Below are 24,205 nucleotides of genomic sequence, written 5' to 3' on the forward strand. Positions count from 1 at the left end.
GTCTTGTCGCTGGCATGGCCGGTTGGAGAAGAGATTTCTCTCCGATGGGCTGTTTCCAGAACCAGACTGCTTATTTCTCGCGCCGAACCCCGATCAGTTGAAAATTTCCTTCCATCGTTGCCATGTGTGCAGCGCAGCGAGGGTTGCCGCGCGCGCCTTGCCGGGCCGGTTGCGCCGGCACCGTCGTTGCGCTGAACTCTCGCTTGAAAATGACGGTTGAAACGGGGGGCGTCATGCCGCTGAAGCATATTCTCGGCCTCGATCATGTCGTGGTCACCGTGCGCGATCTCGACGCCTCGGCTGCGGCCTGGCGAAAGCTCGGCTTCACAGTGTCGCCGCGCGGGACGCATTCGCCGCATCTGGGCACCGGCAACTACACGATCATGCTGTCTGAGGATTATCTCGAGCTGCTGGGCGTGCTGACCGAGACCGACCAGAACAAGCCGACGCGCGACTACCTGAAGGATCGCGAAGGCATCGAGCGCGCAGCCTTCACCACCGACGATGCCGCCGGGGGAGCCGCCGAACTGACCGCGCGCGGGCTCGTTCCGCTCGGCCCGGTGCATTTCGGCCGCCCGGTCGATTTGCCCGGTGGCGGCACCGGCGAGGCGAAGTTCAACGTCTTCCGCTGGCCGCTCGACCAGAATCCCGGTGGCCTGCGCATCTTCGCCTGCCAGCACCTGACCCGCGAGACGGTCTGGATTCCGGAACTCCAGAGCCATGCCAATGGTGCGTCGCGGATCGTGCGGATCGAGGTCCTCGCCGCCGATCCGCAGAAGGCCGCCGCGCATCTGAGCGGGCTGATCGACGAGCCGGCGACGCCTGCCGGCGACGGCTGGCGCGTCGCGTCGGGCGGCAGGCGCGCCGATTTCCTGTTCTACGACGCCGTCGGCTTCGCCCGGCGCTATCCCGACACGGTCCGGGCCGGCGCGGCCTCGGGCGGCGGCGTCGCGGTCGTGCTGGCGAGCCCGGATCTCGCTGCGACGGGCAAGGCGCTCGGCCCGCTCGCGATCGTCCATGACGGCGCGGTCAGCGTTCCCGCAAGCGCCGCCAGCGGCGTCGTCGTCAGTTTCGTGACCGATTGAGCAGCCTGTCGTTTTTTTGAGCAGCCCCCGTATTTACGCCGTTCCCGCCTTGCCGCATCGTCATCGCACAGCGATGGCCACAGGCCCGGCACCGTCAGGAGAATTTCCATGGATATGACCCGTCGCGCCGCGCTTCTGACCGGCGCCGCCATTGCCGGCAACGTGCTCGACCCGATGCGCGCTTTCGCGCAGGCAACGCCCCGCAAGGGCGGCGTCTTCACCGTCCATTACGGGGCCGAGCAGCGCCAGCTCAATCCGAGCCTGCAGGCCTCGACCGGCGTCTACATCATCGGCGGCAAGATTCAGGAGCAGCTCGTCGATCTCGACGCGGCCGGCAATCCGGTCGGCGTGCTCGCCACGAGCTGGGAGGCCGCGCCCGACGGCAAGACGATCACCTTCAAGCTGCGCGACGGCGTGAAGTGGCATGACGGCAAGCCCTTCACCTCGGCCGACGTGCAGTACACCGCGATGGAGATGTGGAAGAAGATCCTGAACTACGGCACGACGCTGCAGCTCTTCTTGACCGCCGTCGACACGCCCGATCCGCTGACCGCGATCTTCCGCTACGAGCGGCCGATGCCGCTGGCGTTGCTGCTGCGCGCGCTGCCCGATCTCGGCTACATCTCGCCGCGCCATCTCTACGAAGGCAAGGGCGACATAAGGCAGAACCCGGTCAATCTCGCGCCGGTCGGCACCGGCCCGTTCAAGTTCGTGCAATATGAGCGCGGCCAGTTCGTCATCGCCGATCGCAACGCCGACTACTGGCGGCCCAATGCGCCCTATCTCGACCGCATCGTCTGGCGTGTCGTCACCGACCGGGCCGCTGCTGCTGCCCAGATGGAAGCAGGCCAGATCCATTACAGCCCGTTCTCGGGCCTGACGATCTCGGATTCGGCGCGGCTTGCCAAGGATCCGCGCTTCATCATCTCGACCAAGGGAAATGAGGGCAACGCCCGCACCAACACGGTCGAGTTCAACTTCCGCCGCAAGGAACTGGCCGATATCCGGGTGCGGCAGGCGATCGCGCATGCGCTGGACATACCCTTCTTCATCGAGAACTTCCTCGGCGACTTCGCCAAGCGCGGTACCGGGCCGGTGCCCTCGGTCTCGACCGATTTCTATCCGGCCGATAACGGCCCGCAATATCCGTTCGACAAGAAGCTCTCGGCCAAGCTCCTGGACGATGCCGGCTTCAAGGCGGGCGCTGGCGGCACGCGCTTTTCGCTGCGGCTGCTGCCGGCGCCGTGGGGCGAGGACATCTCGCTGTTTGCAACCTTCATCCAGCAATCGCTGTCGGAGGTCGGGATCAAGGTCGAGATCGTGCGCACCGATGGCGGCGGCTTCCTGAAGCAGGTCTACAACGACTGGGAGTTCGACCTCGCCACCGGCTGGCACCAGTACCGCAACGATCCGGCCGTCTCGACCTCGGTCTGGTATCGCTCGGGCCAGCCCAAGGGCGCGCCCTGGACCAACCAGTGGGGCTGGACCGACGATACGATGGACAAGATCATAGACGATGCGGCAACCGAGGTCGATCCGGCCAAGCGCAAGGGGCTCTATGGCGATTTCGTCCGGCGCGCCAATACCGAACTGCCGATCTGGACGCCGATCGAGCAGATTTTCGTGACCGCGATCAGCGCCAAGGCGCGCAACCACTCCAACACGCCACGCTGGGGCTCGTCCTCCTGGCACGATCTCTGGCTGGCCGAGTGAGGCGATCTTCCGCGGCCTTCGCTCTGAAGAGAGCCCGCTGCCGTCATTCCGGACAAGCGGCGCAGCCGCGCCGATCCGGAATCCATCATAGAACACCGTCGTGCCTTATGGTGGATTCCGGGTCTGCGCTTCGCTCCGCCCGGAATGACGCGCGTTTGATAACGAAGATGCCATGGTTTCGCCTCTCAACAGAACTGCGTAATCCATGCGCGTCCTGACGCTGGCCGCCCGCCGGCTCGCCGCCTCGCTCCCGACGCTGGTGCTGATCCTGATCGGCGTGTTCGTGCTGCTGCAATTCGCGCCGGGCGACACGGTCGACGCGATGATGGCGCAGATGGGCGGTGGCGACGCCGCGACCGCGCGCGACCTGCGGCGGTTCTACGGGCTCGATCTCTCGGTCTGGGCGCAGCTCGGCAACTATCTCTGGCGGCTGGTGAGGCTCGATCTCGGCTTCTCCGCGATCTACGGCAAGCCGGTCGCGACCGTGATCGTCGAGCGGCTGCCGGCGACGATCCTGCTGATGACTGCGTCGCTTTCGCTCGCTTTCTTCTTCGGGCTGGTTCTGGGCGTCGTCGCGGCGCGGCGCGTCAATCGCTGGCAGGACACGCTGATCTCGACGCTCGGGCTGATGTTCTACGCGATGCCGACCTTCTGGTTCGGGCTGATGGCGATCGTCGTCTTCGCGATCTACCTGCAATGGCTGCCGGCGGGGGGGTTCGAGGATATCACGGTCGTCCATTCCGGCCTGTCCCGGACTTTCGACATCGTCCGCCATCTCGCGCTGCCGACGCTGACGCTGGGGCTGTTCTACATGGCGATCTATCTGCGCATCATGCGCGGCTCGATGCTGGAGGTCCTGAACCTCGATTTCGTCCGCACCGCCAGGGCCAAGGGCATGGACGAGACCCGCGTCGTGGTGCGCCATGTCCTGCGCAACGCGCTCCTGCCGATGGTGACGCTGATCGGCCTGCAGGCCGGCACGATGCTGGGCGGTTCCGTCGTGGTCGAGAGCGTGTTCTCGTTGCCGGGCCTGGGCAGACTGGCCTATGAATCGGTCGTCCAGCGCGACCTCAACACCCTGCTCGGCATCGTCTTCGTCTCGGCGCTCTTGGTGATCGCGGTGAATTTCATCGTCGACCTGCTCTATGCCCGGCTCGACCCGCGCATCACGACGGGGACGTGAGATGAGCTCGTTCCTGAAGCTTTATTTCCGCTCCCCTCCGGCGATCATCGGGCTCCTGCTGCTGCTGCTCGTGCTGGCCATGGCGGCATCGGCCGGCTGGTTCTACCCGAAGGACCCGCTGGCGCTGGCCGGGCGGCCGCTGGTGTGGCCCTTCGCCAATCCGCGCTTCCTGCTCGGCACCGACAATTCCGGACGCGATATCGCGGCGCAGATCTTCCATGGCGCGCGCATTTCGCTGCTGATCGGCGTGGTCGCCACCGTGATCTCGATCATGATCGGCATCACCATCGGCGCGCTGGCGGGCTATTACGGCAATTGGGTCGACACCGCGCTGATGCGGCTGACCGAGGCCTTCCAGACGCTGCCTAATTTCCTGCTGCTGCTGGTGCTGGTTGCGGTCTTCGGCTCGACCATCACGACGGTGACGATCGCGATCGGCGTCGTGTCATGGCCGGCCTCGGCGCGGCTGACGCGGGCGGAGTTTTTGTCGCTGCGCAACCGCGAATTCGTGCAGGCCGGGCGCACGCTGGGCCTCAAGGACATCAAGCTGATCTTCGGTGAAATCCTGCCCAACGCCCTGCCGCCGGTGATCGTCTATGCCAGCGTCGTCATGGCGGTCGCGATCCTGCTGGAGAGCGCGCTCGCCTTCCTGAAGCTCTCTGACCCCAACGTCGCCTCCTGGGGCAATCTGATCGGGGCCGGGCGCGACGTGCTGCGGGTGCAATGGTATGTCTCGGCCATTCCCGGCATTGCCATCCTCGTCACCGTGCTTGCCGTCTCGCTGGTCGGGCAGGGGCTGAACGACGCGCTCAATCCAAGGCTGAAGGGCCGGTGAGCGCGATCCTCGTCCTCGACGCCGTCAGCGTCAGCCTGCCCAGGGGCGCCGATCGGCCACACGCGATGGAAGGCGTCACGCTTTCGGTCGCTGCGGGCGAAATCCTCTGCGTCGTCGGAGAATCCGGCTCGGGCAAATCGATGACCGCCAATGCGATCATGCGGCTTCTGCCCCAGCATGTCGCGATCGATGGCGGGCGCATCCTGTTCGAGGATCGCGACCTCGCCTCCGTCAACGAAGCCGAGATGCGCAAGGTCAGGGGCGCCGGCATCGCCATGATCTTCCAGGAGCCGATGACGGCGCTGAATCCGCTGCGCACCATCGGCGACCAGATCGGCGAGATGTTCGAAATCCACACCGATCTCGCGAAGAGCGCGATCAAGGCGAAGGTGCTGGCGCTGCTGGAGGAGGTGCGGATTCCCGATCCCGTGCTGGCGGCGAAAGCCTATCCCCACGAGCTTTCGGGCGGCCAGCGCCAGCGCGCCATGATCGCGATGGCGCTGGCGCTCGATCCCAAGGTGCTGATCGCAGACGAACCGACGACGGCGCTCGACGTGACCACGCAGGCGCAGATCCTCAAGCTCATTCGCGAATTGCAGGTGCGCAAGGGCACAGGCGTTCTGTTCATCACCCATGATTTCGGTGTCGTCGCCGAGATTGCCGACCGCGTCGCGGTGATGAGCCAGGGCCGCGTCGTCGAGCAGGGCGCGGTCTCCGAGGTGCTGGAAAACCCGCAGCATGCCTATACGCGGCAGCTGATCGCCGCCGTGCCGCCACTCAAGGCCCCGCCGCCGCGCGAACTCGCGGCCGAGCCGATCCTGACCATCGACCATGTCTCGAAGACCTACCGCACCGGCGGGTTTCTGGGGCGGGGCCAGCGCGTGACGCATGCGGTGAAGGACGTTTCGCTGGTCCTGCCCAAGGGCGGCACGCTCGGCATCGTCGGCGAGTCCGGCTCGGGCAAGTCCACGCTGGCGCGTTGCCTGGTGCGGCTGATCGATCCCGACAGCGGCGAGATCAGGCTGAACGGGCATGATCTCGCCAGTCTGACGCGCGAGGAGATGCGCAAGGAGACGCGTCATATCCAGATGGTGTTCCAGGATCCCTTCGCCTCGCTCAATCCGCGACGCAAGGCGGGTGAACTGGTGGCGCAGGGCCTGATCGTCCACGGCGCGCCGCGCTCCCAGGCGCTGGCGCGGGCACGCGAGCTGTTTGCGCTGGTCGGGCTCGATCCGGCTTCGACCGAGCGCTACCCGCATGAATTCTCCGGCGGGCAGCGCCAGCGCATCGGGCTGGCGCGGGCGCTCGCGCTCGAGCCCGACGTACTGATCGCCGACGAGCCGGTCTCGGCGCTCGACGTCTCCGTGCAGGCGCAGGTGCTGAAGCTTCTGGCCGAACTGCGCCAGCGGCTGGGCCTTTCCATCGTCTTCATCACCCATGATCTGCGCGTCGCGGCGCAGGTCTGCGATCTCGTGGCGGTGATGAAGAATGGCGAGGTCGTCGAGGCCGGGCCGATCGGCGAGGTCTTCGGCAATCCGCAACATGTCTATACACAGGCGCTGCTGGCCTCGATTCCCGGCCGGGAGTTCGGGCTTCGGCGCGAGCTGGCGCCGGCATAGACCGGCGCGGTGCGGCATCGGCTATACGCGGTCGATGTTTCGCTTCAGACGCGCATTGACACAGCCAAGCCATGCGGGCCGGCCTATGATGGGTCGCAAGGCCACTGCTGAGAAAGGACAATCCCATGCCCACGATCACCACCACGGACGGCGTCGAGATCTTCTTCAAGGACTGGGGCGCGAAGGATGCGCAGCCGATCGTCTTCCATCATGGCTGGCCGCTCAGCGCCGATGACTGGGACACCCAGATGCTGTTCTTCCTCGCGAAGGGCTATCGCGTCGTCGCCACCGACCGGCGCGGCCATGGCCGTTCGTCGCAGGTCTGGGACGGGCACGACATGGACCATTACGCCGCCGACGCCTCGGCCGTCTTCGAGGCGCTCGATCTGAAAAACGCCGTCCATATCGGCCATTCCACGGGCGGCGGCCAGGTCGCACGCTACGTCGCCAAATTCGGCGAACCGCAGGGCCGCGTCGCCAAGGCCGTGCTGGTCAGCGCGGTGCCGCCGCTGATGCTCAAGACCGAGAGTAACCCGGGCGGCCTGCCGATCGAGGTGTTCGACGGCCTGCGCGCCGGGCTTGCGGCCAACCGCGCGCAGTTCTTCCTCGATGTGCCGACCGGGCCGTTCTACGGCTTCAACCGGCCGGGCGCGAAGGTCGACCAGGGCGTGATCTGGAACTGGTGGCGGCAGGGCATGATGGGCAGCGCCAAGGCCCATTACGATGGCATCAAGGCCTTCTCCGAGACCGACCAGACCGGGGATCTCAAGGCGATCAGCGTGCCGACCCTCGTGCTGCATGGCGACGACGACCAGATCGTCCCGATCGGCGCCTCGGCGCATGAATCGATCAAGCATCTGAAGAACGGCACGCTCAAGGTCTATCCGGGCTATCCGCACGGCATGCTGACGACCCATGCCGATGTGCTGAACGCCGACCTCCTCGCCTTCATCAAGGGCTGATTCCAAGGCGGGGCGTGCCGCTCTTTCGTTCCAACCGCGCCGTCATTCCCGACAAGCGGCGAAGCCGCGCCGATCCGGAATCCATCGTAAGGCGCTGACTGTGCTCTACGATGGATTCCGGGCCTCCGCTTCGATGCGCCCGGAATGACGGCCCGGTTTCGTGTCAGATCAGCGTGCTCTTGGGACAGTGTTGCCGGTCAGCGCGGCTGTCTCGGTACGAAGAACGGGGTGTCCTGCAACTCCGGCTCATCGAAGGCTTCGAGATCGGCGCGGATCTCGTCGATGTCGTCGCGGAAGAACGCGCCGGTGATCGCCTGGGCGATGCGTTCGGCGGCGACCGGCGTGCCGGGAATGTCGCTGGCGATCGCGCCATGGCTGGCATGGGCGCCGTAGTTCAGCAGATGGATGCGGGCGAGTTCCGGCGGCGCGGCTTGCGAGCGCGGCGTCAGCTCGAAGCCGGGGCCGAGAAAAGGATAGGCCGAGAGCTCCGGCCGGCGCAGCGGCTCGGGCGGCTCGTAGACGTCGCCCCAGCGCGCGATGAACGGCGCGAAGGCGGCAAGCTCGGGCATGCGGGCGAGATCGATGGCGAAGCCGGTGCCGACGATCAGGAAATCATGCTGGCGGACGATCTCGCCTTCGGGCGCGGAGAGTGCGAGTTCGACCTTGTCGTCGCGACGAACCGCCGTCCTGACGCCGTGGCCGAGATGGATCCGCAAGCCCTTCTGCCTGAGCGCCCGCAGCACGGTCTCGTGTGGCGGCGGGGCCGGCGTGTCGTTGAGATAGACGAAGAGCGACCAGCGCTGCGCGGGTTCGAGCCCGTGCCAGCCATGGAAGAAGCCGGGCGAAGCCGAGCCGCGACCCTTGTTGATCTGGGGCAGGGCGTCGCGGCGGATATACATGTCGACGCTGCCGGCGCCGCGTTCGAGCGCGGTCGCGGCATTGTCCCAGGCCGAGGCGCTGCCGCCGATGACGGCGATGCTCCTGCCCGAAAGCCCCGCGAAGTCGATCGGCTCGTTGCCATGGGCCGCCAGATCGGGCCAGAGCGCGGGGTCGACGAAGCCGGGCACGAGATTGCCGCCCGCGCCGCCACGCCCGGTCGCAAGGACGACGCGGCGGGCATGGATGAGGCCCGACCCCTCCGGCGACGTCGTGTAAAGCACGAGCAGGCCGGCTGCCGGCTCGATCCGCTCGACCTTGACGCCATGGCTGACGGGGAGGGCGAGCACGCGCTGCAGCCAGGAGAGGTAATCGACCCAGACGGCGTTGGGGATCTTGTAGAGGCTCTCCCAGGCGCTTTCGCCGAAGCTCGCCTCGTACCAGGCGCGGAAGGTCAGGGACGGGATGCCGGGGACCGGGCCGGGCAGGAATTTCGGCGAGCGCAGCGTGTCCATCCGCGCATAGGTCACCCACGGGCCCTCGCGGCCGGGCTCGTTGGCGTCGAGCAGGCGGATATTGGTGATGCCCTTGAACATCAGCGCGGCCGCGGCGCCGATGCCGTTCATGCCCGCGCCGATGATGACGACGTCGGCGACCGGCTCGCCGGCCGGCGTCGTCCTTGGCCTGAGCCAGGGTTTCGCCGGCAGCATCAGCCGTTCGAGGTCGCGCCTGATATCGCGCTCATGGGCGGCCAGCGGGGACATGGCGTGGCGGTCGATCAAGTTCACGAATATCTCGTCATGCGATTGTCTATGCGGCGCGCGACGGTCTTGCGCGGCACATGTCCAGCAAGTTCAGGGCCATGCCCGTCAGTTGGAGGAACCCGATAGCATGACGGGGTCACCTCCGCAGCCGCGCGGGCGGCCTGCGCCCATGCGCTCAGTCGCCGGCCTTGCCGGCATGGTTGATCAGCAGGTCGAGCGCATGCTTGATCACCGCGCGCTCCTCACTCGTGAAGGGCGCGAGCACGCGCTTTTCATGCTCCGTGGCGGCTTTCAGCACGGGGGCTGCCTTGGCGGCTCCGGCCTCGGTCAGATGGATGACGGCGCGCCGCCGGTCGGCTGCGTCGATGCGGCGCTCGACGAGGCCGCGCGCCTCCATGCGGTCGAGCAGTTTGGTCATGCGCGGCTGCTTCATGATCGCCATCTCGGCGAGTTCGCCGACGCCGAGCCCGCCGCCGTCGCTCAGGCACGCGAGCACGCGCCATTCCGCCACGGAAAGCCGCCAGTTCACGAGCGCGGCATGGAACTCGTCCGAGACGGTCTGGCTGGCGCGCGAGAGCAGGTATGCGAGGTAGTTCCTGGCGAAGCCGTCATGGGCGAGGGCGCGCGGACGCTGCCGCCTGGCCGCGCCGTCGATCCGTCGCAGCACGCCCGAGTGGAACAGCAGCGGGTCCTGCGTCTGCGCCTGAAGCTGCAGGACTTCGCCGACGAGGATCATGTGGTCGCCACCATCATAGCGCGCCCAGGTCCGGCACTCGATCACCGGCGCGACGCCGTCGAGGACCGGCGCGCCGGTGAGGCCAACGGCGAACGGGATGTCGGCGAATTTGTCGGCGCCGCGCCTGGCGAAGCGCAGGGCCAGTTCGTGGTGATGGGCGCCGAGAAAATGGATCGCGAAGGCCTCGGCCTCGACGAAGGCGGCATAGCTCGGCGCGGCCTTGGCGACGCTCCACAGGACCAGCGGCGGATCGAGCGAGACCGAGGAGAACGAGTTCGCGGTCATGCCGACCGGGCGGTCAGGCCCTTGCGCGGTCACGATCGTGACGCCGGTCGGAAACTGCCCGAGCGCCTGCCGGAATTCGGCCGGCGTCGGGCCGGGGCGAGGCGGAACCGGCGCGCGTGCTGCGGTCATGACGGCCTCCGGGAGAACCCCGCCGGCAAGAGCCGGGCGGCATTCACTCCCATCAGAGAAATATTCCTTTTCATATACCATGCCCGCGCTCTAGCATAGTGTCGGGCCTTGGAGAGCAGGACATGATCGCGGACCGGATCGAGGCGAAATGGATCGACGCCTTCGCGGAGGTGTTCGCGCGCTGCGCCGTCAAGCCGGGCGAAAGCGCCGCGATCCTGTCGGAGACGCAGTCGCGCGCGCTCAACGTCCATCTGGCCGAACTGGCGTTGCTGCGACTCGGCGCCAGGCCGTTCCACATCGTGCTGCCGACGCCGCGAAATCCTCATCCCGTGCCGGTGCGCTCGACGGGGGCCTGCGAGGCCATCGGCGGGCTCGCGCCGGTCGTTTCCGCACTGGCAGCGACCGGTTTCGTCGTCGATTGCACGGTCGAGGGCCTGATGCATGCGCCCGAAACGCCGGCGATCCTGAAGGGTGGCGCGCGCATCCTGGTGATCTCCAACGAGCACCCGGAAGCGCTGGAGCGGCTCGCGCCCGATCCGGCGCAGGAGACCAGCGTCCGCAACGCGGCGCGTCTGCTGCGCAACGCCCGGCGCATGCGCGTCACTTCTGCGGCCGGCAGCGACCTCGACATCGTTATGGAGGGGGCGGCGACGGTCGGCGTCTGGGGCTGGACCGAGAAGCCGGGCACGCTGGCGCATTGGCCTGGCGGCCTCGTGGTCAGCTTTCCGCGCGCCGGCAGCGTCAACGGTACGCTGGTGCTCGACCGTGGCGACATCAACCTGACGTTCAAGCGTTACATCGAGCAGCCGATCAGGCTGACGCTGGCCGACGACTACGTCGCCGATATCGAGGGCGACAGCGTCGATGCCGGACTGTTCCGCAGCTATCTCGCCGCCTGGGGCGACCGAAACGCCTATGCCGTCTCCCATGTCGGCTTCGGCATGAACCGCAAAGCCCGCTATGAGGCGCTCGCCATGTATGACCGGCGCGACACCAACGGCACGGAACTGCGGGCAGTCGCCGGGAATTTCCTGTTCTCGACCGGAGCGAACGAATTCGCCGGCCGCTACACCGCCGGGCATTTCGACCTGCCGGTGATGCGCACGACGATCGCGGTGGACGATACCGTGGTGGTCAGGGACGGTGTGCTGCAGGACGCCTTCGGCTGAAGCCGAACCGGCCGGGTCGTCATGACCGGGCGTCGGCGACGCCCTCATGGCTTACCCGCCCGCTCTTTCAGGCGAAAATGCTGGACCTTGCCGAGCGCGTTGCGCGGCAGGTCTTCGACGAAAACGACCTCGCGCGGGGCCTTGAAGCGGGCGAGTTCGGAGAGGACATGGGCGATCACGGCGTCAGCGTCGAGCGTCGCGCCGTGTCTCCGCATCACATAGGCGACGGGCACCTCCTGCCAGCGCGGATCGGGACGGCCGATCACGGCGGCGTCGACGATATCTGGGTGGGCGGTCAGCACGCGCTCGATCTCGGCGGGATAGATGTTCTCGCCGCCCGAGATGATCATGTTCTTCTTGCGGTCGTGCACCTGGAGATAGCCCTGCGCATCCTGCGTGCCGATATCGCCGGTGGCGTACCAGCCCTGCGACAGGGCGGCAGCGGTCGCCGCCGGATTGTTCCAGTAGCCGGAGAAGACATTTGGGCCGCGCACCATGACCTCGCCGGCCATGCCCGGTGGCAACACCGCGCCGCGCTCGTCGGCGACCTTCATCTCGCAGCAAAGCCCTGACAGGCCAGTGGAGCCCGGCCGGGAGCGATCTCCGCCAAGCCGCGTATAGACGGAGATCGGGCAGGTCTCGGTCGAGCCGTAGACCTGAAGCACCGGCACGCCCCGCGCCTCGATCGCGTCGACCAGCTTTTGCGGCACGATGGTCGAGCCGGTGGTGAGCGCGCGCAGCGACGACAGATCGGCCGTCTGCCAGGCGGGATGGTCGAGCACGGCCTGGATCGTGGCCGGGACGAGCACGGTATGGGTCGGCCGCTCCGTCGCGATCGCGGCAAGCGTCTGCGCCGGTGCGAAGCGGGCATGGATCGTCACCGTCGCGCCGTTGTGCAAGGCGGGCGTGGTCTGGATGTTGAGGCCGCCGACATGAAAGAAGGGCAGCACGGTCAGGATGTGGTCGCTCGAGGTCAGCGCGTGCATGTGCTGGCTCATCACGCCGTTCCAGAACAGCGCGGCCTGCGTCAGCACCGCGCCCTTGGGCCGGCCGGTGGTGCCGGAGGTGTAGACGATCAGCACGGGATCATCGAGGCCGGCGCGGGGCTGGATGACGGGTTGCGCGTCCGCCAGTAAATCCTGCAGATCGGCAGCGTCGGTGACTGCGCCGTCGAGGCTGACCAGTTGGAGTGCGGAAAAGCCTTCACGCAGTGTCTCTGCGCGGTCGGCGAAGGCCGCGTCGAGCGCAAGGATCGTCGCGCCGCAATCGGCCAGGATGAAGCGCTGCTCGGCGACCGCGAGACGCCAGTTGATCGGCGTCAGGATCGCGCCGAGCCGGGCGCAGGCATAGAGCAGGACCAGGAAATCAGGCCGGTTCAGGCTGAGGATGGCGACGCGATCCCCGGCGCGGACGCCGAGCGTTGCGAGCGCGCCCGCCGCAGCGGCGATCCGCGCGGCGAAACCGGCATAGCTCAGCGCTTCGCCCTCAAAATTTAACGCCGTCTTCTCCGGCGAGAAGGCGGCGTTGCGCTCGATCAGGCTGGCGAGATCCATGTCGCGTATCCGCCTGCGCTCAGTTGTCGGTCTCGCCGGGCTCATAGAGCGCCTCGCGGCCGAGCCTGTCGAGGCAGAGTTCGGCGGTCCAGGGCAGCATCAGCGAGCCGCAGCGGCTGTCGCGGTAGATCCGCTCCAGCGGAAGCGCGCGCAGCATCGCCTGGCCGCCGCAGGTGCGGATGGCGAGCCTCGCGATGTCGTTGGCCGTTTCCATGGTCGAATACTGGGCCGCATAGGCGCGCAGCACCTGCTCCTTGCTCGGATTGGGCCGCGCTTCCGTCACCGCCTGGAACCACAGCGCCTTGGCCTGCTCCAGCTTGATGCGCATTTCGGCCAGCGCGATCTGCTTGGTTGGGAACATGCGCCGCTTCACCGGCGGGGTGCCGGGCATCTCGCCGCGCAGATAGCGCACGGTGAAATCATAGGCCGCCTGGGCCAGGCCCATATAGGTCGGCGACAGGGTCAGGAACATGTGCGGCCAGCGGCTTGCAGCCTGGAAATAGACCCCGCGCGGCATCAGGCTGGCGTCGGCGGGCACGAAGACGTCCTTGAAGATCAGCGTCCGCGAGACCGTGCCGCGCATGCCGAGCGGGTCCCAGTCGCCGACGACGGAGACGCCTTCCGACGCGGCCGAAATGGCGAGGTAGAGCGTGTTGCGGCGCGAGGCCTTGCCGTCCTCGCCGATCTCGGTGCAGAGCACGCCATAGTAGTCGGCATGGCCCGAGAGCGAGGCGAAGATCTTCTTGCCGGAGACGATCCAGCCGCCCTCGACCGGCCGGGCTTCCGTGCCGAAGGCAGCCGCGCCTGCTGCCGCCGCGCCGCCTTCCGAGAAGGGCTGGGAGTAGATCGCGCCGTCCTCGACGATACGGCGGTAGTGGATCGCACGCCTGCGCTCGTGCTCGGCGCGCGCCTGCGGCTCGATCTCAAGATCGTCGGTCAGCGGCCCCGACCATAGCGTCGAGCAGACATGCATGTTCCAGGTCAGCGCGGTCGCGCCGCAATAGCGGCCGATCTCGGCGGCGACGATCGAATAGGTCTGATAGTCGGCCCCCAGCCCGCCCTGCGCCTCGGGAATGCAGATGCCGAGCAGCCCCTCTCGGTGCAGATCCCGGTAGTTCTCGCTCGGGAATACCGCCTCGCGATCATAGGCGGCAGCGCGCGCCGCAAAGACCGTCCGGCCGAGTTCGCGCGCCTTGTCTGCGAGCGCGGCCTGCCTGTCGGTCAGACGGAAGGCTGCGGGGTCGAACAGGGGCGCGTCGGGCGCGGAGACGGCCTGAGGCTGCGTCGTGGCGTGGGCGTTCATCGACGGGCTCCTTCTCCGGTCGGGACATGACGGCGCAGGAAGTCGGCCAGGATGGCGTCGACCTCGGCAGGGCGTTCCAGATTGGCGAGATGCCCGGTCCCGGGCAGGCAGACATACTCGGCGGCCGGGATCTTCTCGGCCATCTTGCGCATCATGTCGTGGGGCGCGTTGCCATCTCGCTCGCCGGCGAGCACCAGCGCGGGCATCGTCAGCCGGGGCAGGGCGGCGCGCTGGTCGAAGCCAACAAGTGCGCGGACGACGGCGCGATAGGTCGCATCGGGGACCGAAGCCATGCAGTCGCGCGCGACTTCCAGCCCGGCTGGATCAGGGTCGTCACCGACGAGCTCGGTCACGATGCCGGGGGCGAGCGTCGCCATGGTCTGCCCACGGTCGAGCGGATCGAGCCTCGTCGCCACGAAAGCGCGCTGCCAGTCGCCGTCGGGGCGGCCGAAGGCCGGGCTCGTCTGCGCCAGGACCACGGCGCGCGCGGCGTCGGGATATTCGGCGCAATAGTGCTGGACGATCATGCCGCCGATCGAATGGCCGACCAGCACGGGCCGATCGAGCTTCAACGTCGCGATGAAACCGTGCAGCGCCCCGGCGAGCGTGGCGATCGTCGTCTCCGCGAGCGGCTTCGACTGGCCGTAGCCGGGCATATCCCAGGCGATGGCGCGATAGTCGCCCGCCAGTGCCCCAAGCTGGCGCCGCCAGGCGCGGGCCGCTCCGCCGATGCCGTGGAGGAAGACGATTGCCGGCGCGGCCGGGTCGCCTTCCGCTTCATAGGAGAAAAGGCCGTCAGCGGTCATAGCCACGCGAGCGTCTCCATCACGATCCCGATCGCGGAGATGCTAGCAGAACTGATTTATATGAAAAGGAATAGTTTGAAGCTTGAAGCAATCTGACTTCCGCAGGCGAACGCCCAACAAAAAAGGCCCCGCGTCTCTCGACGCGGGGCCTTCCGGAAGTGGGACGCTCAGCGGAACAAGGCGAGCGATTTCGACAGGGTGATCCAGACGCCCCAGGCGAGCGGCAGGCCAACAACCGCCCAGGCCAATGCGGCCGTGCCGTCGAAGCCACCCCGACCGATGCCGAAGGAGCCGGTCTGCACCGTTGCGCTGGCGCTGGCGCTCTTGGCCTGGAGGGCGGCGACCTCGGCGTCCTTCATGAACCAGCGCGTCGCGACGGGCCGGATCAGCAGGTTGCAGATGAAGCCGAGCACCAGCATGCCGGCGAGGATGTACATCGTCCGGTCATAGACCTGCGCGCGCGGCACGCCGGCGGTGATCTGGGCCTCGCGGATGTAGTTGACCACCACCGGGCCGACGATGCCCGCCGTCGACCACGCCGTCAGCAGGCGACCATGAATGGCGCCGACGAACTGCGTGCCGAACATGTCGGCGAGATAGGCCGGCACCGTCGCGAAACCGCCGCCATACATCGACAGGATGATGCAGAAGAAGGCGACGAACAGCGCCAGCGAGCCGATGCTGGCCGCCCAGGGCGAGAGGCCGTACATCACGATGCCGAGCCCGAAGAAGGTGGCGTAGGTCAGCTTGCGGCCGAGCTTGTCCGACAGCGAGGCCCAGAAGAAGCGGCCGACGATGTTGAACAGCGAGAGCAGGCCGACGAAGGCCGCCGCGATCGTGGCGATCTGCCGCTTCTGGTCTGCGTCGAGAGCGGCGAAGGCGATCTCGGGCTTACCGATGAGCTTGCCGGCGAAGATCTCCTGCAGCATCGGCGAGGCCATGCCGAGCACGCCGATGCCGGCGGAGACGTTGAGGCAGAGCACCGCCCAGATCAGCCAGAACTGCGGGGTCTTGTGCGCGTTCTGGAGGTGGACGTGGCCAGACGTGATCATGGCGTTCTGGGTCGCGGGCGGGGTCCAGCCCTCGGGACGCCAGCCTGCCGGCGGAATGCGGTAGCCGAAGGCGCCAGCCATCATGAAGACGAAGTAGATGCCGGCCATCACGACGAAGGTCTGCCAGACGCCGACCGCGGTCGGCGTCTTGAAGTAGTTCATCAGCATGTCGGCGAGCGGCGAGCCGATCATCGCGCCGCCACCGAAGCCCATGATCGCCATGCCGGTCGCCATGCCGCGCCGGTCGGGGAACCACTTCACCAGCGTCGAGACCGGGGAGATGTAGCCGAGGCCAAGACCGATGCCGCCGATGACGCCGGAGCCCAGCCACATCAGCCAGAGCTGATGGCTGTAGATGCCGAAGGCCGAGATCAGCAGGCCGCCGCACCAGCACAGGGCCGAGACGAAGGCGGCCTTGCGCGGACCGGACCGTTCCAGCCAGCCGCCCCAGATCGCAGCCGAAGAGCCGAGCAGCACGAAGAACAGCGTGTACATCCAGCCGAGATCGGCGACCTTCCAGTCGCAGGCCGTGGTGAAGAGCGCGGTCATCAGCCCGGCGTCGGCGGCGCAGGCGACCGGCTTGGTGATGCCGACCGCCTGGCTGAGCGGCAGCCAGAACACGCTGAAACCATAGGCCATGCCGATGCAGAGATGGATGCAGAGTGCGGCCGGCGGCACCAGCCAACGGTTGAAGCCCGCCTTGGCGATGATGCGCTCCCTGTCGAGCAGACCCGCCCCCGGGCTTATTTGCCCGATGTCCTGTGCGATTGTCATGTCAGTTCCCTCTTCCCCAAACCTGAAGTCTTACAATTCGGACCGGATTGATGTCCCGGCCCGTTGTCTCGTTTCGTCATGCCGCAAATTTCCGCTCGCATCGCCTTGCTATCGCCCTTGCGGCGGCCGGATCGCCGGCAGGGCGAGCCTTACGAGCGGCTGGATATCATCCGAGCCGGCATTGAAGGCGGCGAGGAAGTCCTCGCGCATTCGCCGGCTCCAGAACAGGTTGATGTGCTCGGCGATGGCGGGCACCGCCTGCTCCTCGGGATAGGATCTGAAGAAATCCGCGATCTGCCCGGCCATGCGCGCAAGCTTTTCGCGCTGCTGCGCCTTGTAATCGGCGGCGTGAGAATCGGCGGCGAGCGTCTCGTCCATCATCGCGCGGCGGTCTCCATCACATCCAGCTTTTCGTCCTGAGCGAGCGCGCCGGCAAACAGCATGGCGGCGTCATCGCGCGCGATGCAGACCAGCGTCAAGCCGAGACGGTTCGCTCGCTCGATCGCGAGCGAGGTCGGGGCCGATATCGCAACCAGCGTGCCGGCTCCGAAGATCGCGGCCTTCTCGACCATTTCGAAGGAGGCGCGGCTGGTGACGAGGATAAAGCCGCCGGCTGCATCATGTCCGGCCCGCAGCCTTGCGCCGATCAGTTTGTCGAGAGCATTGTGACGGCCGACATCCTCGCGCGCCGCCAGGATCGCGCCGCCGAGGTCGCACCAGGCGGCGGCGTGGACGGAGCGGGTCAGGCGGTTCAGCGGTTGGTGCCGTTCGAGCGCGACGAGAGCTTTGTGGATGGCGCTGGCCGACACGGTCTGGCGCATGCCGCCCTGCTCGGCCAGCGGCAGTTCGGCCAGCGTCTCGACGCCGCAGAGACCGCAGGAGGTCCGGCCCGACAGGTTGCGCCGGCGGGCCAGATGCTCGCGAAAGCGACCCGGGGCCAGATCGACCGCGACGACGAGACCGTCGGCCTGCGGCGTTACGGTGATGCCCCTGATCTCGTCCGCGCCGCGGATAATGCCTTCGGTCAGGCTGAAGCCGGTGACGAAATCCGCCAGATCGGACGGTGTCGCCATCATCACGGCATAAGGCAGCGTGCCATAGACGATGTTGACCGGGGCCTCGACGGCGACCTCGGCCATCGTCGGGACAATTCCACCACCCGCGAAGCGAACCGGCCGGACCGGCAGCGCGCAGGAGGCCGGCGGCTGGGCTGGCGGGCTATTCCGCGGCATCGGGCAGCTGTCCCGCGATCCGGCGCAGCGAGATGTCCTCCTCGCGGTTGCGCTCCTGCCATTGCGAATAATAGTTCGTCCGCCGGACTTCGACGGCCGTGACCTTGTATTCCGGGCAGTTCGTCGCCCAGTCGGAGAAGTCCGTGGTGATGACGTTCGCGCCGGTCTCGGCGTGATGGAAGGTGGTGTAGACGACGCCGGGCTGCATCCGCTCCGAGACCTCGGCGCGCAGCGAGATATCTCCCGAGCGGCTGGCGAGCGCGACGAGATCGCCGGTCTTGACGCCGCGATTCTCGGCGTCGAAGGGGTGGATCTCCAGCACGTCCTCGTCATGCCAGGTCGAGTTCGCGGTGCGCCTGGTCTGCGCTCCGACATTGTATTGCGACAGGATGCGGCCGGTGGTCAGGATCAGCGGATAGCGCGCGCCGGTGCGTTCCTCTGTCGGCACGAACTCCGTGATCATGAACTTGCCCTTGCCGCGCACGAAGCGGTCGACATGCATCAGCGGCGTGCCGGTCGGGGCCTTGTCGTTGCAGGGCCACTGCACCGAGCCGAGCTTGTCGAGCTTGTCGTAGCTCACGCCAGCGAAGCTCGGCGTCAGCCGCGCGATCTCGTCCATGATCTCGCTGGGATGAGCGTAGGCCATCTCGTAGCCGAGCGCCCTGGCGAAATCGATCGTGACCTGCCATTCCGCCTTGCCGGCGAGCGGCGCCATCACCTGCCTGACGCGGTTGATGCGGCGTTCGGCGTTGGTGAAGGTGCCGTCCTTTTCCAGGAAGGACGAGCCTGGCAGGAAGACATGGGCGTATTTCGCCGTCTCGTTCAGGAACAGGTCCTGCACGACGACGCATTCCATCGCGGACAGGCCGGCCGTGACATGCTGGGTGTTGGGGTCGGACTGGGCGATGTCCTCACCCTGGACGTAGAGCGCCTTGAAGGTGCCGCCGACCGCCTCGTCGAGCATGTTGGGGATGCGCAGGCCCGGCTCCACGTCGAGCGTCACGCCCCACATCATCTCGAAGATCTGGCGCGTGGCGTCGTCGGAAACGTGTCGGTAGCCGGTGAATTCGTGCGGGAAGGAACCCATGTCGCAGGCGCCCTGGACGTTGTTCTGCCCGCGCAACGGATTGATGCCGACGCCGTCGCGCCCGATATTGCCGGTGGCCATGGCGAGATTGGCCATGCCCATCACCATGGTGGAGCCCTGGCTGTGCTCGGTGACGCCGAGGCCGTAGAAGATCGCGCCATTGCCGGCATTTGCATAAAGCCGTGCCGCCGCACGCACCTCGGAAGCGGGCACGCCGGTGAATTCCTCGCTCGCTTCGGGGGAGTTGACCTCCTGCGCGATGAAGCGGGCCCAGATCTCGAAATCGCCGAGGTCGCAGCGTTCGCGGACATAGTCCTCGTCGATCAGCCCCTCGGTGACGACGACATGGGCGATCGCGTTGATCAGCGCGACATTGGTGCCGGGCAGGAGCTGGAGATGGTGCTCGGCCTTGATATGGGGCGATCTTACCATGTCGATCCGGCGCGGATCGGCGACGATCAGCTTGGCGCCTTGGCGCAGGCGCTTCTTCATGCGCGAGGCGAAGACCGGGTGGCCGTCGGTCGGGTTCGCGCCGATGACGAGGATGACGTCGGCCTTGGCGACCGATTTGAAATCCTGAGTGCCTGCCGAGGTGCCCAGCGTCGTCTTCAGGCCGTAGCCGGTCGGCGAGTGGCAGACGCGGGCGCAGGTGTCGACATTGTTGTTGCGGAAGCCGGCGCGGACCAGCTTCTGGACGAGGAAGACCTCTTCATTGGTGCAGCGCGACGAGGTGATGGCGCCCAGCGATTCGCGGCCATACTGGCCCTGGATGCGCTTGAACTCGGACGCGGCGTAGTCGATCGCCTCCTCCCAGGACACCTCGCGCCAGGGATCGGTGATCTTCTCCCGGACCATCGGCTTGGTGATGCGGTCGGTATGGGTGGCATAGCCCCAGGCGAAACGGCCCTTGACGCAGCTATGGCCCTCATTGGCCTTGCCGTCCTTGTAGGGCACCATGCGGACGACCTTGTCGCCCTGCATCTCCGCCTTGAACGAGCAGCCGACGCCGCAATAGGCGCAGGTCGTGATCTTGGAATGCTCGGGCTGGCCCATCTTGATGACGCTGGTTTCCATCAGCGTCGCGGTCGGGCAGGCCTGCACGCAGGCGCCGCAGGAGACGCATTCGGAGCCGAGGAAGTCGGTCGGGCCCGCGGCGACGCGGGAATCGAAGCCTCTGCCCGTAATGGTCAGCGCGAAGGTGCCCTGAACCTCCTCGCAGGCGCGGACGCAGCGATTGCAGACGATGCACTTGGTCGGATCATAGGTGAAATAGGGGTTGGAGGTGTCCTTGGCCAACCAGTTCTCGTTGGCGAGGCCGTCCGTGCCCTTGGCGAAGACGTGGTTCTCGCCCTCATAGCCATAGCGCACCTCGCGCAGGCCGACGGCGCCGGCCATGTCCTGCAACTCGCAATCGCCATTGGCCGAGCAGGTCAGACAGTCGAGCGGATGGTCGGAGATGTAGAGCTCCATCACGCCCTTGCGAAGGCCGGCGAGGTTCTCGGTCTGCGTGCGTACGACCATGCCTTCTTCGGCCGGCGTGGTGCAGGAGGCCGGCGTGCCACGGCGGCCCTCGATCTCGACGAGGCAAAGCCGGCACGAGCCGAAGGGTTCGAGCGAGTCGGTGGCGCAGAGCTTGGGAATCTTGGTGCCCAGCGACATCGCAGCCGCCATCACCGAGGTCCCGGCGGGAACCGTGACGCTCTCGCCGTCGATCGTCAGCGTCACCGTCTTCTCCGAAATCCGGATCGGCGTGCCGAAATCGATCTCCTTGATCAGGCTCATCGGAAGCTCCTCATTCGGCGGCCATGGGCAGAACCGGCCGGTCGAAATCCTCGGAAAAATGGTTCAGCGCGCTCATCACGGGCATGGGCGTCAGCCCGCCCATGGCGCACAACGATGCGTCGGTCATCAGCCGGTTGAGATCGCGCAGCACGGCGATGTTCTTGGGCCGCTCGATGCCGGCGATGATGCGGTCCATCGTCTCGACGCCGCGTGTCGCGCCGATGCGGCAGGGCGTGCACTTTCCGCAGCTTTCCTTGGCGCAGAACTCGAAGGCGAAACGGGCCTGCTTGGCCATGTCGACGCTGTCGTCGAACACGACGATGCCGCCATGGCCGAGCATCGCCTTCATCGCGGCCAGCGCCTCGTAATCCATCGCGACGTCGAGCTGATCCGCCGTGAGATAGGCCCCAAGCGGGCCGCCGACCTGCACGGCGCGGATTGGCCGGCCAGACAGCGTGCCGCCGCCGAGATCCTCGATGATCTCGCGCAGCGAAATGCCGAAGGCGAGCTCGATCAGCCCGCCGCGTTTGATGTTGCCGCCGAGCTGGACCGGCAGGGTGCCGCGTGAGCGGCCCATTCCGTAATCGGCATAGGCCTGCCCGCCATGCTGGAGGATCCACGGCACGGCCGCGAATGAGAGCACGTTGTTGACGATGGTCGGCTTGCCGAACAGGCCTTGCAGGGCCGGGATCGGCGGCTTGGCGCGGACGATGGCGCGCTTGCCCTCGAGACTTTCGAGCAGCGAGGTTTCCTCGCCGCAGATATAGGCGCCGGCGCCGAGCCGCACTTCGAGGTGGAAGGCGTGGCCCGTGCCGAGCACGCTGTCGCCGAGGATGCCGGCGTTCTGCGCTTTCAGGATCGCTCGCGAGAGCGCCTTGTGGGCGTGGGGATATTCCGAGCGCAGATAGATGTAGCCCCTGGTCGCGCCGACGGCGACGGCGGCGATCGTCATGCCCTCGATCAGCAGGAAGGGGTCGCCCTCCATCAGCATGCGGTCGGCGAAGGTGCCGCTGTCGCCTTCGTCGGCGTTGCAGACGATGTATTTCTGCGGTCCGGGCGCGTCGTGGACGGTCTTCCACTTGATCCCGGTCGGGAAGCCGGCGCCGCCACGGCCGCGCAGGCCCGAGGCCTTCACCGTCTCGACGATCTCCGCGCCGGTCATGCCAAGCGCGGCCTTGAGGCCGGCGAGCCCGCTATTGGCCTCGTAGGCCGCCAGCGAGAGCGGGTCGGTGACGCCGATGCGGGCGAAGGTCAGGCGCTGCTGGCGCTTCATCCAGTCGAGGTCGTCGGTCGGGCCAAGGCGCAGATCATGCGCCGCGCCGGCGGCGAAGCCGGCCTCGAACAGGCCGGCGATATCCTTCACCGCGACCGGGCCATAGGCGATGCGACCTTCCGGAGTCTCGACCTCGACCAGCGGCTCAAGCCAGAGCATGCCGCGCGAGCCGTTGCGGACGAGGTCGATGGTGACGCCGCGGCGCTGCGCCTCGTGCAGGATCGCGTTCGCGACACGCTCGGCGCCGACAGACAGCGCCGCTGCGTCCACCGGAACAAAGATCCTGACGGGATTTTGATCGGCCGTCATTGCCGAATCCCCCCATGCACGCCGCAGAGTTCGGCCAGCAAGGCGGCATCGACGCGGCCGATCAATTCGCCGTCGACGAGAGCCGACGGGCCGAGCGCGCAATTGCCGAGGCAGTAGACCGTTTCGACCGCGACCTCCGCGGAATGGCCGTGGCCATCGACGCCGATGCCATGCTGACGGGCGAGATCGTCGACCAGCGCTTCGCAGCCGAGCGCCTGGCAGGCTTCGGCGCGGCAGAGCTTTACCACGCGGCGCGGCGGCGGCGCGGTGCGGAAATCGTGGTAAAACGAGATTGTGCCGTGGATTTCGGCGCGGGACAGGTTGAGCGCGTCGGCGATCAGCGGCACCACGCTGGCATCGACATAGCCAAACTCCTCCTGCAGCGCGTGCAGGATAGGCAGCGTCGCGCCTTCGAGATGGGCGAGGCCCGTCACGATCGCTTTGGCTTCGATCTCGTCCCAGGCTGGATATCCGGCCATTCTTCCTCCATTCGACGCGGTTCGCCCGACGATCGCTTTTGCAGAATGGTGGCCTAAGCTGGAATCATTTCAAATCGTTTGTTCCAACTGTATGATAGTTTTTGACTATCATAATCTCGCGTTGAACGACCGATGATGCAAGACGTTTTCGATGCAGCGCAATAATCTTGGACTTTCGTCGTATTTTGCGGTGCAGCATAATTGCCGGACCAGAAGTCGATAGCTGTGGTCTATCTGACGATCGGCCGTGTCGGCAGGGCGGCCTCGGCGACCGGGCGCGACATCATCAGGAGGTTGCGGGCCAGCGGCGCGAAGGGTTGCCGGTCGGCGACGATCAACCCGATCGTGCGCTGGGCATCGGGCTCGACCAGCGGCAGCGCCTTGGTTCCCAGAGGCACGCCGAAGAACTCCAGCAGCTGCAGCGAGACGATGCTGGAGACGCCCTGGATGCCGGCGTGCGAGCAGAGGTTGAAGATCGAGTTGGTCTCGATCGCCGGGCGCGGCGCGGCTCCGACCGAGCGGAAGATGCCGTCGATGATGCGCCGGTTCTGCATGTCAGCCGTCAACAGGCAGAGCTTGAGTTCGCCGGCCTCGGCCCAGCTGATGGTCTCGTAGCCGCCGAGCGGCCCGTCCTCGCGGGTCAAGAGGACATAGGATTCCTGGTAGATCGGCTTCGAGATCACGCGGTCGAGCGGTTCGTTGTCGAGATAGGTCAGGCCGACATCGAGCTCGAAATTGTCGATCCGGTCCTGGATTTCGGTCGAGGTCAGCGACAGCACCGTCAGCGAGACCGCCGGATAGCGCGACGAGAAGGGCGCGGTGATATGGGCGATCATCGGCAGCGCGGTCGGGATCGCGCCGAGCCTGATGCGGCCGCTGACGCCCTCCTTCAGTTCGGCAATCGATTCCTTCATCAGGTCGGCTTCGGCGAGAATGCGCCGGGCATGGGTCAGGACGGCCTCCCCCTCCTTGGTCAGCCCCTGGAAGCGGCGGCCGCGCTCGACGATGAGCACGCCGAGCTCGTCCTCGAGCTGGGCGATGGCCGCTGAGAGCGTCGGCTGCGAGACATGACAGGCTTCCGCGGCGCGGCGGAAATGCTTCTCGCGGGCGAGCGCGTCGAGATAGATAAGCTGGCGGATGATCATGACGCCTACAGCTACATCGCGGCCGGCGGTCTTGGCCACCGCTTCCGGTGTCGC

General features: G+C 66.8%; 19 protein-coding genes. 7 read left to right on the plus strand and 12 right to left on the minus strand.

Going from position 1 to position 24,205, the window contains the following annotated elements; all coding sequences use genetic code 11:
- Window positions 1-233 precede the first annotated feature (233 nt).
- The 6 genes from AC1DZY_RS08015 to AC1DZY_RS08040 all read left to right on the plus strand — a co-directional run bounded on the left by AC1DZY_RS08015 (window position 234) and on the right by AC1DZY_RS08040 (window position 7,397).
- Window positions 234-1,085, plus strand: coding sequence for a VOC family protein (locus AC1DZY_RS08015; protein WP_476819566.1), 852 nt, complete (start codon window positions 234-236; stop codon window positions 1,083-1,085).
- A gap of 108 nt (window positions 1,086-1,193) precedes the next feature.
- The gene (locus tag AC1DZY_RS08020; protein ID WP_476819567.1) at window positions 1,194-2,798 is read left to right on the plus strand and encodes an ABC transporter substrate-binding protein; all 1,605 of its coding nucleotides are present in this window, start codon (window positions 1,194-1,196) and stop codon (window positions 2,796-2,798) included.
- A 205-nt stretch (window positions 2,799-3,003) separates the two neighbouring features.
- Window positions 3,004-3,981: an ABC transporter permease gene (locus AC1DZY_RS08025; RefSeq protein WP_476819568.1), complete on the plus strand. Its 978-nt coding sequence runs from the start codon at window positions 3,004-3,006 to the stop codon at window positions 3,979-3,981.
- 1 nt (window position 3,982) lies between these two features.
- The gene (locus tag AC1DZY_RS08030) at window positions 3,983-4,816 is read left to right on the plus strand and encodes an ABC transporter permease (RefSeq protein WP_476819569.1); all 834 of its coding nucleotides are present in this window, start codon (window positions 3,983-3,985) and stop codon (window positions 4,814-4,816) included.
- The gene (locus AC1DZY_RS08035) at window positions 4,813-6,435 is read left to right on the plus strand and encodes an ABC transporter ATP-binding protein (RefSeq protein ID WP_476819570.1); all 1,623 of its coding nucleotides are present in this window, start codon (window positions 4,813-4,815) and stop codon (window positions 6,433-6,435) included. The genes AC1DZY_RS08030 and AC1DZY_RS08035 overlap by 4 nt, the downstream gene beginning before the upstream one ends.
- A gap of 125 nt (window positions 6,436-6,560) precedes the next feature.
- Complete coding sequence (locus tag AC1DZY_RS08040; protein ID WP_476819571.1) at window positions 6,561-7,397, plus strand: alpha/beta fold hydrolase; 837 nt, start codon at window positions 6,561-6,563, stop codon at window positions 7,395-7,397.
- Window positions 7,398-7,594: 197 nt separating this feature from the next.
- On the opposite strand, the gene AC1DZY_RS08045 is transcribed toward AC1DZY_RS08040, so the two are convergent.
- Together AC1DZY_RS08045 and AC1DZY_RS08050 are read right to left on the minus strand one after the other, a co-directional pair.
- Window positions 7,595-9,061, minus strand: coding sequence for an NAD(P)-binding domain-containing protein (locus AC1DZY_RS08045; protein WP_476819572.1), 1,467 nt, complete (start codon window positions 9,059-9,061; stop codon window positions 7,595-7,597).
- Window positions 9,062-9,212: 151 nt separating this feature from the next.
- Window positions 9,213-10,187, minus strand: coding sequence for a flavin reductase (locus AC1DZY_RS08050; protein WP_476819573.1), 975 nt, complete (start codon window positions 10,185-10,187; stop codon window positions 9,213-9,215).
- Window positions 10,188-10,309: 122 nt separating this feature from the next.
- Between AC1DZY_RS08050 and AC1DZY_RS08055 the strand changes: the two genes are divergently transcribed.
- Window positions 10,310-11,356, plus strand: coding sequence for a 2,5-dihydroxypyridine 5,6-dioxygenase NicX family protein (locus AC1DZY_RS08055; protein ID WP_476819574.1), 1,047 nt, complete (start codon window positions 10,310-10,312; stop codon window positions 11,354-11,356).
- A 44-nt stretch (window positions 11,357-11,400) separates the two neighbouring features.
- On the opposite strand, the gene AC1DZY_RS08060 is transcribed toward AC1DZY_RS08055, so the two are convergent.
- From AC1DZY_RS08060 to AC1DZY_RS08105, 10 genes are all read right to left on the minus strand, one after another.
- Window positions 11,401-12,909, minus strand: coding sequence for a class I adenylate-forming enzyme family protein (locus AC1DZY_RS08060; RefSeq protein ID WP_476819575.1), 1,509 nt, complete (start codon window positions 12,907-12,909; stop codon window positions 11,401-11,403).
- A gap of 19 nt (window positions 12,910-12,928) precedes the next feature.
- Window positions 12,929-14,212: an acyl-CoA dehydrogenase family protein gene (locus tag AC1DZY_RS08065; RefSeq protein WP_476819576.1), complete on the minus strand. Its 1,284-nt coding sequence runs from the start codon at window positions 14,210-14,212 to the stop codon at window positions 12,929-12,931.
- The gene (locus tag AC1DZY_RS08070) at window positions 14,209-15,018 is read right to left on the minus strand and encodes an alpha/beta fold hydrolase (protein WP_476819743.1); all 810 of its coding nucleotides are present in this window, start codon (window positions 15,016-15,018) and stop codon (window positions 14,209-14,211) included. The genes AC1DZY_RS08065 and AC1DZY_RS08070 overlap by 4 nt, the downstream gene beginning before the upstream one ends.
- A 167-nt stretch (window positions 15,019-15,185) precedes the next feature.
- A complete protein-coding gene (locus AC1DZY_RS08075) occupies window positions 15,186-16,844 on the minus strand; it encodes an OFA family MFS transporter (protein WP_476819577.1) in 1,659 nt (552 codons plus the stop codon).
- Window positions 16,845-16,952: 108 nt separating this feature from the next.
- Complete coding sequence (locus AC1DZY_RS08080; protein ID WP_476819578.1) at window positions 16,953-17,225, minus strand: formate dehydrogenase subunit delta; 273 nt, start codon at window positions 17,223-17,225, stop codon at window positions 16,953-16,955.
- Complete coding sequence (gene fdhD, locus AC1DZY_RS08085) at window positions 17,222-17,983, minus strand: formate dehydrogenase accessory sulfurtransferase FdhD (protein WP_476819579.1); 762 nt, start codon at window positions 17,981-17,983, stop codon at window positions 17,222-17,224. The genes AC1DZY_RS08080 and fdhD overlap by 4 nt, the downstream gene beginning before the upstream one ends.
- 79 nt (window positions 17,984-18,062) lie before the next feature.
- The gene (gene fdhF, locus AC1DZY_RS08090) at window positions 18,063-20,945 is read right to left on the minus strand and encodes a formate dehydrogenase subunit alpha (RefSeq protein WP_476819580.1); all 2,883 of its coding nucleotides are present in this window, start codon (window positions 20,943-20,945) and stop codon (window positions 18,063-18,065) included.
- 10 nt (window positions 20,946-20,955) lie between these two features.
- A complete protein-coding gene (locus AC1DZY_RS08095; RefSeq protein ID WP_476819581.1) occupies window positions 20,956-22,527 on the minus strand; it encodes a formate dehydrogenase beta subunit in 1,572 nt (523 codons plus the stop codon).
- Window positions 22,524-23,006, minus strand: coding sequence for an NAD(P)H-dependent oxidoreductase subunit E (locus tag AC1DZY_RS08100; RefSeq protein WP_476819582.1), 483 nt, complete (start codon window positions 23,004-23,006; stop codon window positions 22,524-22,526). Before AC1DZY_RS08100 ends, AC1DZY_RS08095 begins: the two co-directional genes overlap by 4 nt.
- Window positions 23,007-23,236: 230 nt before the next feature.
- A complete protein-coding gene (locus tag AC1DZY_RS08105) occupies window positions 23,237-24,190 on the minus strand; it encodes a LysR family transcriptional regulator (protein ID WP_476819583.1) in 954 nt (317 codons plus the stop codon).
- Window positions 24,191-24,205: the final 15 nt, after the last annotated feature.

The organism is Allobosea sp. P2_A10 (assembly GCF_056405115.1).